Annotated in this window: 12 protein-coding genes; 5 read left to right on the top strand and 7 right to left on the bottom strand. The window is 66.9% G+C overall.

Annotated elements, in window-relative coordinates; genetic code table 11:
* Positions 1-90: 90 nt before the first annotated feature.
* Complete coding sequence (locus NR101_RS10315) at positions 91-1,806, bottom strand: glycosyltransferase family 39 protein (protein ID WP_256775769.1); 1,716 nt, start codon at positions 1,804-1,806, stop codon at positions 91-93.
* 130 nt (positions 1,807-1,936) lie between these two features.
* On the opposite strand from NR101_RS10315, the gene NR101_RS10310 reads away from it, so the two are divergent.
* The 3 genes from NR101_RS10310 (at position 1,937) to NR101_RS10300 (ending at position 5,291) form a co-directional block, all read left to right on the top strand.
* Positions 1,937-2,638, top strand: a complete 702-nt coding sequence (locus tag NR101_RS10310; RefSeq protein ID WP_256775768.1) for a response regulator transcription factor — start codon at positions 1,937-1,939, stop codon at positions 2,636-2,638.
* Complete coding sequence (locus NR101_RS10305; RefSeq protein WP_256775767.1) at positions 2,625-3,920, top strand: HAMP domain-containing sensor histidine kinase; 1,296 nt, start codon at positions 2,625-2,627, stop codon at positions 3,918-3,920. The genes NR101_RS10310 and NR101_RS10305 overlap by 14 nt, the downstream gene beginning before the upstream one ends.
* Positions 3,921-4,040: 120 nt before the next feature.
* On the top strand, positions 4,041-5,291 hold the full coding sequence (locus tag NR101_RS10300) for a DUF819 family protein (protein ID WP_256775766.1): 1,251 nt from the start codon (positions 4,041-4,043) through the stop codon (positions 5,289-5,291).
* A gap of 307 nt (positions 5,292-5,598) precedes the next feature.
* Here the strand turns inward: NR101_RS10300 and NR101_RS10295 are convergent, their stop codons facing one another.
* Both NR101_RS10295 and NR101_RS10290 read right to left on the bottom strand, forming a co-directional pair.
* A complete protein-coding gene (locus tag NR101_RS10295; RefSeq protein ID WP_256775765.1) occupies positions 5,599-5,823 on the bottom strand; it encodes a CstA-like transporter-associated (seleno)protein in 225 nt (74 codons plus the stop codon).
* Positions 5,823-7,904 carry a carbon starvation CstA family protein gene (locus NR101_RS10290; RefSeq protein ID WP_256775764.1) on the bottom strand — a complete coding sequence of 694 codons (2,082 nt, stop codon included), beginning with the start codon at positions 7,902-7,904 and terminating at the stop codon, positions 5,823-5,825. The genes NR101_RS10295 and NR101_RS10290 overlap by 1 nt, the downstream gene beginning before the upstream one ends.
* A gap of 263 nt (positions 7,905-8,167) precedes the next feature.
* Here NR101_RS10290 and NR101_RS10285 point away from each other — a divergent pair, with 263 nt between their 5' ends.
* On the top strand, positions 8,168-9,019 hold the full coding sequence (locus tag NR101_RS10285; protein WP_256775763.1) for a pirin family protein: 852 nt from the start codon (positions 8,168-8,170) through the stop codon (positions 9,017-9,019).
* 173 nt (positions 9,020-9,192) lie between these two features.
* On the opposite strand, the gene NR101_RS10280 is transcribed toward NR101_RS10285, so the two are convergent.
* The 4 genes from NR101_RS10280 to NR101_RS10265 all read right to left on the bottom strand — a co-directional run bounded on the left by NR101_RS10280 (position 9,193) and on the right by NR101_RS10265 (position 14,176).
* The gene (locus tag NR101_RS10280) at positions 9,193-9,654 is read right to left on the bottom strand and encodes a hypothetical protein (RefSeq protein WP_256775762.1); all 462 of its coding nucleotides are present in this window, start codon (positions 9,652-9,654) and stop codon (positions 9,193-9,195) included.
* Between the two features lie 233 nt (positions 9,655-9,887).
* Entirely contained in the window at positions 9,888-10,610 is a 723-nt protein-coding gene (gene aqpZ, locus NR101_RS10275; RefSeq protein ID WP_256775761.1) for an aquaporin Z, read from the bottom strand.
* A gap of 103 nt (positions 10,611-10,713) precedes the next feature.
* Entirely contained in the window at positions 10,714-11,577 is an 864-nt protein-coding gene (locus tag NR101_RS10270) for a pirin family protein (RefSeq protein ID WP_256775760.1), read from the bottom strand.
* 535 nt (positions 11,578-12,112) lie between these two features.
* The gene (locus NR101_RS10265; RefSeq protein WP_256775836.1) at positions 12,113-14,176 is read right to left on the bottom strand and encodes a 3-hydroxyacyl-CoA dehydrogenase NAD-binding domain-containing protein; all 2,064 of its coding nucleotides are present in this window, start codon (positions 14,174-14,176) and stop codon (positions 12,113-12,115) included.
* Positions 14,177-14,415: 239 nt separating this feature from the next.
* Here NR101_RS10265 and rpoE point away from each other — a divergent pair, with 239 nt between their 5' ends.
* Positions 14,416-15,036, top strand: coding sequence for an RNA polymerase sigma factor RpoE (gene rpoE / locus NR101_RS10260; RefSeq protein WP_256775837.1), 621 nt, complete (start codon positions 14,416-14,418; stop codon positions 15,034-15,036).
* Positions 15,037-15,038 lie beyond the last annotated feature (2 nt).

Here is a 15,038-nt window from a genome sequence, read left to right as displayed (position 1 = left end):
TTCGCGGCCATGGTCGTCAGCGGCGTGTCGGAGAGCAGTCGGAGCGATGTTGGACACAGGTTAAATGGGGGCCCTGTGCAGGCCTGCCATTCAGTCCGGCTCGTCTGTCGACACCGCATCACCCTGCAGATGCGAATGGCAATCGACACGCCACGCGGTGCCGGGCACCAGTTTCCAGCGGTTGCGATTGCTGCTGCCGATGTCGATCACCTGCGCGCGGTCCACGCAGGGGCTCATCGCCTCGTCCAGCACCAGCAGCCAGCGCGTCCGTGGTGCCAGTGCGAGCCAGGGACCGGCATCCTGCCACTGCTCGTCCCATGGCCGCTTGAAGCCGAACTCGGCAACCTTGCGATCGGCCTGCAGCAGGTTCTGTTCGCGCCAGGCCAGCAGGCCCAGCTCCCCATCCGGACCGATCCGCTGGCCGACCCGCTGCATCAGTGCCGATGCCGAACTGTAGGGATCCAGCGCGGGCATCAGCCCCCAGCCGTACAGATTCCACAGCAGGAATGACGTGATCACCACCAGCGCACCCGCGCGGCGCTGGCGCAGCCAGGCCATCACGCCGATCAGCACCCCCCCGAAACCCAGCATCCAGCTGCCGAGCAGCGGCAGCAGGCTGGCGGGCATCTCGCGCCGTGCCAGCTGCGCGTGTGCCCACGCACTGCCACTGAGCAGTTGCGTGCCGATGTACAGCGCGGCCACGGCGAGCAGGGCGACGTAGGCCAGCAGCAGCCAGCGGGTACCCGTCCTACGCAAGAGCCCCGGCAGCAACGGCGCGGCAGCCACGCACAGCAGCGGCAGCATCGGGAAGATGTAGACCTCGCGCTTGCCGGGACTGGCGCTGAAGAACACCAGTACCAGCAACGACCAGCCCAGCAGCAGCCAGTAACGGCCGTCCAGGCGCTTGAGGCGCCGCCACCAGGCGGGCAGCAGCGCGGGCAGCAGCAGGCTGCCCGGCAGCCACAACGTGGCGATCACCTGCAGGTAGTACCAGGCCGGCTGCACGTGGTGCCAGGCGTTGGCATAGCGGGTGCCGGTCTGCTTGAACAACAGCTCGCGTGCGTAGGCCTGGAGGCTCGGCTCGGGATCGTTCAACAACGCGATACCCAACGGCGCCAGCCATACGGCCGTGCCGAGCAGGAAGGCCGGCAGCAGCCACCACAGGCTGCGCGCGCTTGCCGCGCCAGGCGGGCGCGGCTGATCGCGGCTGCGCCAGCGCCACAGCGCCCACGGCAGCAGCACCAGCAGCGGCAGGAAGCCCACGCCCTTGGTCACCGTGCCCAGCCCGGCGGCGAAACCGGCCAGCCACAGCGCGCCCAGGTTGCGACCCTCCAGCAGGTGGCGCAGCAGGCCCCACATCGCCAGCGTCGTCATCGCCACCAGCACCATGTCGATCTGCGCACGCTTGGCCATCAGGCCGAACTGCAGGCAGCTGAACAATGCGAGCACCGCCCACCACGCGACCCGCCGGTTCCACAGCCGTCGCGCCAGATCCCAGGTCAGCCACAGGGTCAGCAGGCCGGCCAGCAGCGAGGGCACCAGGAAGGCCAGGTTCCAGCCGCCAAACACGGTGTGGCTGGCGGCCTGCATCCACATGAACACCGGCGGCTTCTCGGCGTACAGCTCGCTGCCCCGATGCGGCAGCAGCCAGTTGCCGCTGTCCACCATCGCACGCGCGGCCAGCACGAAGCGCGGCTCGTCGGGCGGGGAGGGTTGGCGCATGCCGATACCGGCCAGCAGGGCCAGCACGATGCCCACGCAGACCAGGATCGGCCAGCGATGGCGCAGCAACGTTGCGTCGGGCATGTCGGCACTCTTCGGCTAAACCGCCACTGTCTCCCCGACAGCGTGGGAAAAGCGTCGAAACCGGCCCATTGCGACCGGATTCCGACATGGATCGGGCTACCATGCCCCGATCCGTTCACGAGAGTCTGCCATGCGGCTCCTGGTCATTGAAGACAACCGCCAGCTGGTCGCCAACCTGTTCGACTATTTCGAATCGCTGGGCCACGTGCTGGATGTCGCGCCCGACGGCGTCACCGGCCTGCACCTGGCGGTCAGCCATGCCTACGACGTCGTCATCCTGGACTGGATGCTGCCGCGCATGGAGGGCCCGGAAGTCCTGCGCCGGCTGCGTGCCGAGCACGGCTCGGAAGTGCCGGTAATCATGCTCACCGCGCGCGATGAGCTGCCCGACAAGATCGCCGGCTTCCGGGCCGGTGCCGACGACTACCTGACCAAGCCCTTCGCACTGCCCGAACTGGAAGTGCGCCTGGAAGCGCTGATGGTGCGCGCGCATGGGCGCAATCCGCGCAAGGTGTTGGAAGTGGCCGACCTCAAGCTGGATCTGGCCACGCTGGAGGCCTATCGCGACGGCAAGGTGCTGCACTTGTACCCGGCCTGCCGCAAGCTGCTGGAAGTGCTGATGCGTGCCAGTCCCGCGGCGGTGACCCGCCAGCAGCTGGAGTTCGCCCTGTGGGGCGATGAGCCGCCCGATGGCGACCTGCTGCGTTCGCACGTCTACGAACTGCGCCGCAGCGTGGATGGCGCCTCCGCGCAGAAGTTGATCCATACCTTGCCACGCGTCGGCTATCGGCTGGGCCTGATCGGCACGGAATCCAGCAATGAGACCGCGTAAGCCCGCACCGCTGCACCGCCGGCTGGTGTGGTGGTTGCTGGCGTACCTGGCCATGATCTCCATCGCCGTGTTCAGTGTGGGCAACTACGTGCATGAACATGCCGAGCATTCGGCGTGGCGCGCGCTGCTCAACTCCGAGCTGGACAGCATCGTCAACCATATCGAGCACGAACCGCACTACCGGTGGCAGGACTCGGACACGCTGCGGCTGTTCACCCTCGATGGCCGTGTGGGCGTCCCCGAAAGCTTGCGTACGCTGCATCCCGGGCTGCACGACGGGGTGATGGTCAACGATCGGGCCAGCGCGGTCATGATCCGCGATACCGACAAACTCGGCCGGCTGGCGCTTGTGCTGGACATCAACGACTTCCACGAACTGGAGGAATTCGCCACGCGCTGGGTGATGCTGGCCGGGGTGGTGATGATCATCGTGACCGTGCTGATGGCCTCCTTCGGCGTCAGTCGGCTGGTGCGGCCGTTGCGTTCGCTGGCCACGCGCATCGATCAGCTCAAGCCCGGCGTGCCGGGGCAGCGGGTGACCGTTGACCCGCGCGGCAGCTCGGAGCTGTATGTGATCGCCGCCGCGGTCAATGATTACCTGGCCCGCAACGAACAGTTCGTCGAGCGCGAGCGCGCCTTCATCACCACCACCAGCCACGAACTGCGCACGCCCATCGCGGTGATCACCGGCGCAGCCGAGCTGGCGTTGGGGCAGCCGGCGCTGCCGGACCGCGCGCGCGTGCAGATGCAGCGCGTGCACCGCACCGCGCAGGGTGTGGAGCAGCTGATCCAGCTGCTGCTGGTGCTGGCGCGTGATCCGGCGCGCCTGGCCGCGCGCGGCGAGCGCATCGCACTGGATCAGCTGGTGCCGGACATCATCGAGGACCATCGCCACCTGATGGGCGACAAGGACCTGCGCATCGAAGTGGAGGGTCTGGCGCCGGCGGAGATCATCGCGCCGCTGGGCGTGGTGCAGGCGGCCATCGGTAACCTGCTGCGCAATGCGATCGAAAACAGCGGCCGCGGCACCATCCATATCCAGCTGTCGCGCGCGGCGGTGGTCACCCTGCAGGATCCCGGTCATGGCATGAGTCCGGAAGAAATCGCCGCCGTGCACGCGCGGATGGCACGCGGCGATCGCAACGAACAGAGCGGGATCGGTCTGGAGCTGATCGCCAAGCTCTGCGACCACCTGGGGTGGGCGTTGCAGATCGAACCGTGCGCGCCGCGTGGCACGAAGGTGATCCTTGACCTGGGTGCGTCGCTTCCAGGCGTGCGATGACGTAATCGGACTGCCACACGCGGTGCCGCGGCGTGGCATCGAGTGAAGATGATGTTAACCTCTGGAAAGGCGCCGCTTTATGCGGCGTTTTTTTTTCTTCGATCGACAGAGGATGGCGTCATGCCGACCGAAACCAGCACTGCACTGATCACCAATGACATTGTCGGCCTCGGCCTGATCGCCGCCACGCTCGCGCTGATCTTCTGGGCCGCGAGCGGGCCGACCCCGCTGCTGAAAAAGATCTTCGCCTGGGTACCGGCACTCCTGCTGTGCTATTTCATCCCGGCCATCTACAACACCGCCGGCATCATCGACGGCCACAACACCTCCCTGTACAACCCGATCGCACGCGACGTCCTGCTGCCGGCCGCGCTGGTGCTGCTGACGTTGTCGATCGACCTCAAAGGGGTGATGAAACTCGGCCCCAAGCTGCTGGTGATGTTCTGCGCCGGTACGCTCGGCATCATGCTCGGTGCGATCGTCTCGTTCCAGCTGATGTCCTGGATCCATCCGGAAACCGTCGCCGGCGACACCTGGGCAGGCATGGCCGCCCTGGCCGGCAGCTGGATCGGCGGCGGCGCCAACATGGTGGCGATGCGCGAAGTGTTCGGCACCGACGCGACCACCTTCGGCCAATTCGCGGTGGTCGATGTGGCCTGTGCCAGCCTGTGGATGGCGGTGCTGCTGTTCCTGGCCAACCGCGCCCCGCAGATCGACGCGCGCAACGGCGCCGACACCCGCGCCATCGATGAGATGAAGGCGCGGATTTCGGCCTACGAAGCGCAGAACGCGCGCATTCCCAGCCTGACCGACCTGATGGTGATCGTCGGTGTCGCGTTGGGCGGCGTCGGCCTGGCGCACGCCATCGCCGCGCCGCTGAGCGGCTGGTTCAAGGCCAATGTGAGCTGGGCCAGCCAGTTCAGCCTGGACAGTGCGTTCGTGTGGGTGGTGTTGCTGTCCACCGCGCTCGGCCTGGGCCTGAGCTTCACCCGCGCGCGGCGGTTGGAGTCGGCCGGTGCCTCGCGGCTGGGAACACTGTTCCTGTATTTCCTGATCGCCTGCATCGGCATGCAGATGGATCTGCTGTCGCTGCTGGATCGTCCGTGGCTGTTCGCGCTCGGCGCGATCTGGATGCTCACCCACATCCTGGTGCTGTGGATCGCGGCCAAGCTGCTGCGCGCGCCGCTGTTCTTCTTTGCCATCGGCTCGCAGGGCAACATCGGTGCGGCCGCCTCGGCACCGGTGGTGGCCGCCGCGTTCCATCCCTCGCTGGCGCCGGTCGGGGTGCTGCTCGGCACCGTCGGCTACGCCACCGGCACTGGCCTGGCGTATGTCACCGGCCTGATCCTGAAATGGATGGCCGGGGCCTGATCGGCCCCGGGGAGTCGCCCGTCCCGGACGAATTCCGGGGCGGCGACGCGCGCGGTTGGCAGTGCCGGCCGCTGGCCGGTGCGCCGCCGCTGCCCTCCTCAAGGCGATGCCGGCCACCTGGTTCGTCAACGATACCGATTACCTGGGCAGCGTCTACCGGCTGCAGCGCGGTCAGGGCTACGTCGATCGGATGGGCGCGGCCAACAACGCGAAGGTGACGTCGAGCCCGGTAAGGCTTACCGGATGGCCCCATGAAAAACGGCGGCGCTTTCGCGCCGCCGTCGGTGTCTTCAACGAGGCATCCGCTTCAACAGCAGCGGCCACCGTTCCTGCCCCCGTAACGCGCCTCCTGGCGCTCGCGGAAGAAGGTCTTGTAGTCCATCGGTACGCGGTCGGGGTGGTTTTCCAGCACGTGGCGCACGTAGTTGTCGTAGTCGGGAATGCCGCAGCACAGGCGTGCGGTCTGCACCAGGCGCCGCCACAGTCGGCGGTGCGCCTGGTACTGGCCAACGGGAACCAGTTCGGTACTCATCACAGGTCTGCCATCTGGTGTGGCTGTAGCGCCACGTACGGGGTTTCCTTGTCGCTGCGCTGCGGATTGCGGCGCGCCTGCACGATGGTCTTGATCGCATAGAACAGGATCGAGAACACCACGAACAGGAACAGCACGGTCAGGCTCGTGTTGACGTAGGCGTTGACCACGATCTGATGCATCTGGTCCAGGCTCTTGGCCGGCGCGGTGATGGTCCCGGTGGCGATCGCATCCTGGAACTTGTGCGCCTGGGCCAGGAAGCCCTGGGCCGGGTTCTTGTCGAAGATCTTGATCAGCCCGGCGTACGTGGTGCAGATCAGCAGCCACACCGCCGGCACGCCGGTCACCCAGGCAAAGCGCTCGCGCTTCATCTTGAACAGCACCACCGTGCCCAGCATCAGCGCGATGCCGGCCAGCATCTGGTTGGAGATGCCAAACAGCGGCCACAAGGTCTGGATGCCGCCGAAGGGATCCTTGACGCCGGTGTACAGCAGGTAGCCCCACAGCGCCACGCAGCCTGCGGTGGCGATGATGTTCGCCGTCCACGACTCGGTCTTCTTCAGCGCCGGCACGAAGTTGCCCAGCAGGTCCTGCAGCATGAAGCGGCCGGCACGGGTCCCGGCATCGACCGCGGTCAGGATGAACAGCGCTTCGAACAGGATCGCGAAGTGGTACCAGAACGCCATCATCGCGTTGCTGCCGCTGGGAATGGCCTGGTGCAGGATCTGCGCGATACCCACTGCCAGCGTCGGTGCGCCACCGGCACGGTGCAGGATGGTCGGCTCGCCGATGGCCAACGCGGTGGCTTCCAGCTGCTCGGGGGTGATCGCAAAGCCCCAGGTGGTGGAGATGTAGTGCGCGGCCGATACCGCGTCCGGACCGATCACCGATGCCGGGCTGTTCATGGCGAAGTAGATGCCCGGATCGATGATCGAGGCCGCCACCAGTGCCATCACCGCGACGAAGGATTCCATCAGCATGCCGCCGTAGCCGATGTAGCGCATGTGGCGCTCATTGGCCAGCAGCTTGGGCGTGGTGCCCGAGGCGATGAGTGCGTGGAAGCCGGACACCGCGCCGCAGGCGATGGTGATGAACAGGAACGGGAACATGCCGCCCTTCCACACCGGGCCGTCGCCGCTGGCCGCGAACTGGGTCAATGCCGGCATCTTCAGTTCCGGCATCACGATCAGGATGCCGATCGCCAGCGCCACGATGGTGCCGATCTTGAGGAAGGTGGACAGGTAGTCGCGGGGTGCCAGCAGCAGCCACACCGGCAGCACCGAGGCGACGAAGCCGTAGCCGATCAGCATCCAGGTGATCTGGATGCCGGTGAAGGTGAAGGCCGGGCCCCAGACCGGATCGGCGGCGACCTTGCCGCCGAACCAGATCGCGGCCAGCAGCAGGATCAACCCGACCACCGAAATCTCGCCGATCTTGCCGGGGCGGATGTAGCGCATGTACACGCCCATCATGATCGCGATGGGCATTGTCGCAATCACCGTGAACATACCCCACGGACTCTCGGCCAGGGCCTTGACCACCACCATCGCCAGTACCGCCAGGATGATGATCATGATCAGGAACGCGCCGAACAGCGCGATGGTGCCGGGCACCTGGCCCATTTCCTCGCGGACCAGGTCACCCAGCGAGCGCCCGTTGCGGCGGCTGGAGATGAACAGGACCATGAAGTCCTGCACCGCCCCGGCCAGCACCACGCCGACCACCAGCCACAGCAGGCCGGGCAGGTAGCCCATCTGCGCGGCGAGCACCGGGCCGACCAGCGGACCGGCACCGGCGATGGCGGCGAAGTGGTGGCCGAACAGCACGTGTTTGTTGGTCGGGACATAGTCCAGGCCATCGTTGTTGAGCACCGCCGGGGTGGCCCGGGTCGGGTCGAGCTGCATCACCTTGTCGGCGATGAACAGGCTGTAGAAGCGGTAGGCGATCAGATAGATCGACACTGCGGCGACGACGATCCACAACGCATTGATGTGTTCGCCACGGCGCAATGCAACCACGCCCAGACAGAACGCGCCGAGCAGCGCGAGCGCCGCCCAGCCGAGCTTGGAAAAACCTTTCATGAGATTGCGTCTCCCTGGAGATCGTCGTAAGAGTCTGCCCTGGCACCGGCGGGGTCAATGCAAAGGCGGCCGCTTGCCGCTAGTACTTTGGTCGTAGGTCGCAACGTGGACCACGTAACGGCACGGCCAGGCGGCCGGTCCAGCGTGCTGCCTGCACGGTGCGCGAACGCTATCGCTGGAACAATCGGTTGCGGTCGTGGCGGTTGGCCCCCGGGCCGTGTGCGCCCATCTTGTTGGCTGGAGACCTTCTTGCTGGAGTTCAGATGAGCAGCCCAACCCCCGTGCGCGTGCAGCGCACCATCCGTGGCATGGCCACCTCCGACGGTGCCGGCGTACGCCTGACCCGCGTGATCGGCGGCCCGTCGCTGCCCGACCTGGACCCGTTCCTGCTGCTGGATGAATTCGGCACCGACCGTGCCGAGGATTACCTCGCCGGTTTCCCCAGTCATCCGCACCGGGGCTTCGAGACGGTCACCTACATGCTCGACGGGCGCATGCGGCACAAGGACAACCACGGCAACGAAGGCCTGCTTACCCCGGGCAGCGTGCAGTGGATGACCGCCGGGCGTGGGCTGGTGCATTCGGAGATGCCCGAGCAGGAATCGGGGCAGATGCGCGGCTTCCAGCTGTGGGTGAACCTGCCTGCCCGCGACAAGATGACCGACCCGAAGTACCAGGAATTCGCGCCGGAGCGCATTCCGGTCGCCACGCCTGCCGACGGCGTGCAGGTGAAAGTGATCGCCGGCCAGGTCGGTGACGTGGCCGGGCCGATCGTGCAGCCGGCGACCGATCCGGTCTACCTGGACATCACCCTGGCCGCAGACGCGCGCTGGGAGTACATCCTGCCCGAAGGGCACAACGCGTTTGCCTACGTCTTCGAAGGCGGGTTGTCGGTAGGGCAGGGCGAGGATGCGCGCCCCATCGCGCGCCAGGAGCTGGCGGTGCTGGGCGGTGGCGAGCTGCTGCAACTGCAGGCCGGCGCCGAGGGTACGCGGTTGATCCTGGTGGCCGGGCGTCCGCTGCGCGAACCGGTGATGCGCCACGGTCCGTTCGTGATGAACACCCGGCAGGAACTGATGCAGGCTTTCGTCGATTTCCAGGAAGGCCGCTTCTGAGGCCAGCGTCACGGGGTAGAGCCGAGCCATGCTCGGCTGCTTTCCGTTCCGGTGCCGCCATCGCGGGCAGCAGCAGGGCAGGATGACACCCCGCGCCGGGCACGCCCCGGCGCGCGCGGTGAAGCTGAGGCCGTGGGTGAAGTGCGGGGATGGCGGCATCATCCCCATCCTCCTCAGCGACCTGCGGCAACCGCGGTCGGATTCAGATTCATCCCCTGGGTCAGCGTCTGCAGTGAGCCCAGCTCCTGCGCGTCGCCGGCATACAGCGCGATCTGCGCATAGCGGTTCTTGTCGAACTTCACCACGGTGATGCGGCGGTTCTCGTAGCCCGGCGGCTGCTGGCCGCCCAGGTCAGGCTGGTACCAATACAGCGATTCTCCAGCGAACAGGCCCTTTTCCTGGCGCAGCGGGCGGCTCAGCGGCAGCTCCGGATTGCGCGCGCTGAGGATCAGGCTGAGCACTTCGCGGCCGTCGCCGGTGCTGGCCTTGCACAGCAGCAGATCGGCCTGCGTCTGCTGCTGCCATTGCAGGCCGCTGCTGGCAGGAAGGGACGGACATTCGGTCGGCGACTGGGCCGACGCGGCCGCAGCGGACAACGACAGGCTCAGGCACAGGGCAGCGCGCAGGATGTTCATTGGTTCCCCCAAGGTCGGAATGGCCGCGCGTTGGCCTGGCAGGACGTTCCGGTGGCCGCAGACAACCCTGGCCGACGTTGCGCATTTCCCCATGCGCGTCCCGGAAGCGCCCATCGCCAAGTGACGGCGTGGTGATCTCGACCTTAACGGAATGTGACTTGATCTACAAATAACTGTTTCAGGTGATCCGGACTGAGCCGGGATCCGCATTGGCAGACCCCGGGCGTTGCCCTTCATCGCGGTTCGGCACCGATCCATTTATAGGCGATGCCACCGATCAGCCCGCCCAGCAGCGGGGCCAACCAGAACAGCCACAGCTGGCCGAGCGCGCCACTGCCGGCAAACACCGCCACGGCCGTGGAGCGTGCCGGATTCACCGAGGTGTTGGTCACCGGGATGCTGATCAGGTGAATCAGGGTCAGGGCCAGGCCGATCGCGATCGGGGCGAAGCCAGCCGGCGCACGACCGTGGGTGGCGCCCATGATGACCACCAGGAAGAACGCGGTGAGCACCACTTCGCACAGGAACGCGGCGGCGATGCTGTAGCCACCGGGCGACAGCGCGCCATAGCCGTTGCTGGCGAACGCTCCGGCCTGGCTGCCATCGATGGCGAAGCCGGACGCGCCGGAGGCGATCTGCAGCAGGATGAAGCCGGCCAACAGGCCGCCCAGCACCTGGGCCACGATGTAGGGCAGCAGGTCGCGGCCGGGGAAGCGGCCGCCGGCCCAGAGACCGACGCTGACCGCAGGATTGAAGTGCGCGCCGGACACGTGGCCGAACGCGTAGGCACCGGTGAGGACGGTCAGGCCGAAGGCCAGGGCGACACCGAGAAAGCCGATGCCCAGTGGATTGCCATCACCGCCGAACGTGGCCGCCAGCACGGCGCTGCCGCAGCCGCCCAACACCAACCAGAACGTGCCGAGGAACTCCGCGGCCAGACGTTTGCCCATGCTCATGGATCGTTCTCCACCAGACGCCCGGGGCGGGCAGGCAGACCGTAGCTGAATCGCGGTTCATCGGAGTGAACGTGGCGTCAAGGTGCCGACGAACGGTGGGCGGTCAATACGCCGGCAGCGGGATGAATTCCTTGTCATCGCCGGGAATGCTGCCGAACCGGCCGGCCTCCCAGTCGTGCTTGGCCTGCTCGATGCGTTCCTGCGAGCTGGAGACGAAATTCCACCACAGGTGACGGGGGGCATCGAGCGGTTCGCCGCCCATCAGCATCGCCTTGACCGGCGTCTTGGCGCGCAGCCGGCCGCGCGCGTTGTGTTCGGGAATGATCAGGTGCTGGGCAGGCACGTCCACGCCGTCCAGCTGCGCCTCGCCTTCGAGGATGTAGAGCGAGCGTTCCACATGCCCGGTATCCAGGTCGATTTCCGCACCGGGGTCCAGGTCGATGGCCACGTTGAGGGTGTCGGCGAAGACCTTCACCGGGGATTCTTCGCCATAGGCGCGGCCGGCGATGATGCGCAGCCAGGCGCCGTCACGGCGCTGCTGGGGCAGGGTGGCGGCGGCGTGGTGGTAGAAGGCCGGTTCGGTTTCTTCGGCGCTTTTGGGCAGGGCCAGCCAGGTCTGCATACCGTGGATGGGGTGATCGTGCTCGCGTTCCGGCGGCGGGGTGCGTTCGGAATGCGCGATGCCGCGGCCGGCGGTCATCCAGTTGACGTCGCCGGGGCGGATGACCTGGTCCGAGCCGAGGGTGTCGCGATGGCCGATCGCGCCGGACCAGAGGAAGGTGACGGTGGCCAGACCGATGTGCGGGTGCGGGCGGACGTCGATGCCGGTACCGGGCCCGAGGATGGCCGGGCCCATCTGGTCGACGAACACGAACGGGCCGACGCTTCGCGCCTGCAGGGTCGGCACGGCGCGGCGCACCTGCAGGCCGCCGATATCGTGGACGCGGGGGGCGATGATGGTGGTCATGCGGGCTTTCTCGCTGGCGTGGGCAGGGGTGCAGGATGGCATGCAGGGGATCCCGCCGCATGCCCCAAACGGGTAACAGGGTGTTGCGCTCAGCGCCCCAAAAAAACAGGGTTCTTCTGTCTTCCGCGTGGCAGGCAGAAGCGTGCTTTGACGCTTTCCAGGCGCGGTGGTCGGTGGGTGGGCCCAGCGCCCGACCCACTGACCAAGGCCAGAAAAGCCTCGCTTCCGGCTGCGTACCGCAAGCCGAGCCCCGTCGCGGCCGGTAGGCCCCTGGGCAAAATAAAGGAGGAGGCCGCCCCGCGGCCGGGGGACATTTGCACCAGGGGCCTACCGGCCGCGACGGGGCCCACACGCTCGCGACAGACCCGAGCGGAGACGCCAACAGACTCTCACTACGCCTGACTACCCGATAACGCCCACATCGCCGTGCGCCCCCTGCTGCCGTTGGAACAAGACGCCTCCGCCATCGGGAGAAGAACCAAAAACAACGCCACCTTTCGGTGGCGTCGTCATTGCATCGTTGCCGGCAGGAAACTCAGATCACCGGCTCACGCAACACGGCATCGTCCCAGCCCGGGCGCGGGGCGAAGCGATCGCCGTGGCGCTGCTGCAGCACCTTCAAACGTTCCACCAGCGCATCGGCGCCGGTGGCGCGGATGTACTGGATCGGGCCGCCACGGAACGGGGCGAAACCGGTGCCGAAGATCACGCCGGCATCGAGCAGGTCGGCGTCGGCGACGACGCCGTCGTGCAGGCAGGCCACCGCTTCGTTGAGCAGCGGCAGGATCAGGCGGTCTTCGAGGTCGGCCGGGGCCTCGTAGTTGGACGGCACGTCGGGTTTCTGCGCGCGGCCGTTCTCCCATTTGTAGATGCCCTGGCCATCCTTCTTGCCGCGCTTGCCCTGCTCGACGGTCTGCAATGCGGCCGGAATCTGCAGGCCCAGGAACGGCGCCAGTTCCTTGCCCACGCCGGCAGCGACGTCCAGGCCGACGGTGTCGAGCAGTTCGATCGGGCCCATCGGCATGCCGAACTTCACCGCGGCCTTGTCGATGACGGGACCGGGAATGCCCTCGGCGTACGCGGTGGCCGCTTCCAGCATGTACGGGAACAGCACGCGGTTGACCAGGAAGCCCGGGGTGCCGGCCACCGGCACTGGAAACTTGCCCAGTGCCTTGCAGAACGCGGCCAGGCGACGTTCGGTGTCCGGCGCCATGCCGTCGTGATGGATGATTTCCACCAGCGGCATCTGCGCGACCGGGTTGAAGTAGTGCAAGCCGGCGAACTGCGCCGGGCGCTCGATGTGGTCGCGCAGTTCGAGCAACGGGATCGAGGAGGTGTTGGTGGTCAGCAACGCATCGGCCTTCATCTTCGGCTCCAGCGTCTGGTACAGCGACCGCTTGGCCTGCGGGTCTTCGATGATGGCCTCGATCACCAGGTCGGCCAGCGCGACCCCCTCACCGGCGAGGTCGGCCTTGAGGCGGGCGGCCACGGCCGGACGCTTGCTGTCGTCCTTCACCTTCTTGGCGAACAGCGCCTGCGCGCGTTCCATCGCCGGATCGATGAAGCGCTGCTCGCGATCCTGCAGGGTCACGTTGAAGCCCTTGAAGGCCGACCACGCAGCGATGTCGCCGCCCATCACGCCGGCGCCGACCACGTGCACGTGGCTGATGCCGTGGTCCTTCCCACCCAATGCCTTGAGGCGCTCGGTGAGGAAGAAGATGCGGATCAGGTTGCGTGCGGTCGGCGTGCTGGCCAGCTTCACCACCGCGCGACGTTCGGCGTCCAGGCGGGTCTGGATCGGGCTGCCACCGGTGCGTGCCCAGGTGTTGATCAACGCATACGGGGCCGGGTAATGCTCCTTGCGCGCCTTGCGGGCGACCTGCTTGGCCATCTGCGGGGCCAATAGCTTCCGCGCCAGCCAGGTGTTGGTCGCCCACGCGGTGGCGCGCTGCTTGAACGGGCGAGTGGTACCGGTCAGCGCGAGTGCAACCGCCGTATCCAGCAGTACCGCCGGGGCGACGACCTTGTCGACCAGGCCGATGCCGCGCGCGGCCGACGCCGAGAGGGTGCGGCCGGTCAGCATCATGTCCATTGCCGCCGGCGCGCCCACCAGTTGTGGCAGGCGCGAGCTGCCACCCCAGCCGGGGAAGATGCCCAGCTGCGTCTCCGGCAGACCGATGCGGGTGGAAGCGTCATTGGAGGCCACGCGGTAACGGCAGGCCAGTGCCAGCTCGGTGCCGCCGCCCAGGCAATGGCCGTGGATCGCCGCGACGGTCGGGCAGGGCAGTTCGGCCAGCTTCTGGTAGGTGCTCTGGCCGCGGCGGATGGCGTCAGTGACGGTGCCGCGGCGGTCGAATTCCTGGAACTCCTTCAGGTCGGCACCGGCGATGAACCCGGCCGGCTTGATCGACTGGATGACCACCGCCTTGGGCGGGTCCATCGCGATGCGTTCGATCAGGTCGCCCAGTTCCAGCAGCACGTCCTGGGACATCGCGTTGACGCTGCTGTCCTGGCGGTCGAGGCTGAGCACCACGACACCATCATCACGGATCTGCGGGTGCCAATGTGAGAAGCGAAGCCCATCGAAGCCTGAAAGCATGGGGACGTTCCATCCGGTTGTGTATGGAGAAGGGGGCTATGATCCAGAGGTTGTTTCCTCCCCGTCAAATCCCTATAGCTGGGGGGAAGGGAAGGCCCGGATCATTGCCGTGAACGGGAACCTTAACGGAACGGTGGTTAAAAGCTGGTGCGGCGTCGTGTGATCGGTCGCTGAACTTTTCCCGGGATTGGCAGTCTCAGTGCTCGACGTTGGTCGGGCTGACAGGAGTGCGGCCCCTCATGGCCGAGGTTGAAACACCACAGGAGCTGGACCTGGAACTAGTCCGGCGCGTGCAGCGCGGTGAGAGTGCGGCCTTTGATGTCCTGGTGCGCAAGTACCAGCATCGGATCATTGCACTGATCGGGCGCTACATCGCCGACTGGAGTGAATGTCAGGACGTCGCCCAGGACACGTTCGTCCGCGCGTATCGCGCGATCGGCAGTTTCCGTGGCGACGCCCAGTTCTATACCTGGTTGCATCGGATCGCCGTGAACACTGCCAAAAACCACCTTGCTGCCCACAACCGCCGCCCGCCCACCGATGACATCGACATCGGCGATGCCGAACAGTTCGACAGCGGTACCCGGCTGCGCGACACCGACACGCCCGAGCGCGAATTGATGCGCCAGGAACTGGAGCAGACGGTGATGAAGGCGGTCTCGGCGCTGCCGGAGGAACTGCGATCGGCCATCACCCTGCGCGAGGTGGACGGGCTGAGTTACGAAGACATCGCGCAGAAGATGGGGTGCCCGATCGGCACTGTGCGGTCGCGGATCTTCCGCGCCCGCGAGGCGATCGACACTGAACTTCGGCCACTGCTGGATGTCGGCAGTGCCACCCGCGAGAAGAGCCGCGTATGAGC

The sequence above is a fragment of the Stenotrophomonas sp. Ste86 genome (genome assembly GCF_024519465.1).
GTDB lineage: Bacteria > Pseudomonadota > Gammaproteobacteria > Xanthomonadales > Xanthomonadaceae > Stenotrophomonas.
The sequence above is the reverse complement of the archived record's forward strand: the minus strand, read 5'-3'. Positions and strand labels throughout refer to the sequence as shown.

Excerpts from the sequence above, each read along its gene's own strand:
- NR101_RS10315 (WP_256775769.1), bottom strand. The coding sequence starts at position 1,806 with ATGCCCGACGCAACGTTGCTGCGCCATCGCTGGCCGATCCTGGTCTGC.
- NR101_RS10310 (WP_256775768.1), top strand. The coding sequence starts at position 1,937 with ATGCGGCTCCTGGTCATTGAAGACAACCGCCAGCTGGTCGCCAACCTG.
- NR101_RS10305 (WP_256775767.1), top strand. The coding sequence starts at position 2,625 with ATGAGACCGCGTAAGCCCGCACCGCTGCACCGCCGGCTGGTGTGGTGG.
- NR101_RS10300 (WP_256775766.1), top strand. The coding sequence starts at position 4,041 with ATGCCGACCGAAACCAGCACTGCACTGATCACCAATGACATTGTCGGC.
- NR101_RS10295 (WP_256775765.1), bottom strand. The coding sequence starts at position 5,823 with ATGAGTACCGAACTGGTTCCCGTTGGCCAGTACCAGGCGCACCGCCGA.
- NR101_RS10290 (WP_256775764.1), bottom strand. The coding sequence starts at position 7,904 with ATGAAAGGTTTTTCCAAGCTCGGCTGGGCGGCGCTCGCGCTGCTCGGC.
- NR101_RS10285 (WP_256775763.1), top strand. The coding sequence starts at position 8,168 with ATGAGCAGCCCAACCCCCGTGCGCGTGCAGCGCACCATCCGTGGCATG.
- NR101_RS10280 (WP_256775762.1), bottom strand. The coding sequence starts at position 9,654 with ATGAACATCCTGCGCGCTGCCCTGTGCCTGAGCCTGTCGTTGTCCGCT.
- aqpZ (WP_256775761.1), bottom strand. The coding sequence starts at position 10,610 with ATGAGCATGGGCAAACGTCTGGCCGCGGAGTTCCTCGGCACGTTCTGG.
- NR101_RS10270 (WP_256775760.1), bottom strand. The coding sequence starts at position 11,577 with ATGACCACCATCATCGCCCCCCGCGTCCACGATATCGGCGGCCTGCAG.
- NR101_RS10265 (WP_256775836.1), bottom strand. The coding sequence starts at position 14,176 with ATGCTTTCAGGCTTCGATGGGCTTCGCTTCTCACATTGGCACCCGCAG.
- rpoE (WP_256775837.1), top strand. The coding sequence starts at position 14,416 with ATGGCCGAGGTTGAAACACCACAGGAGCTGGACCTGGAACTAGTCCGG.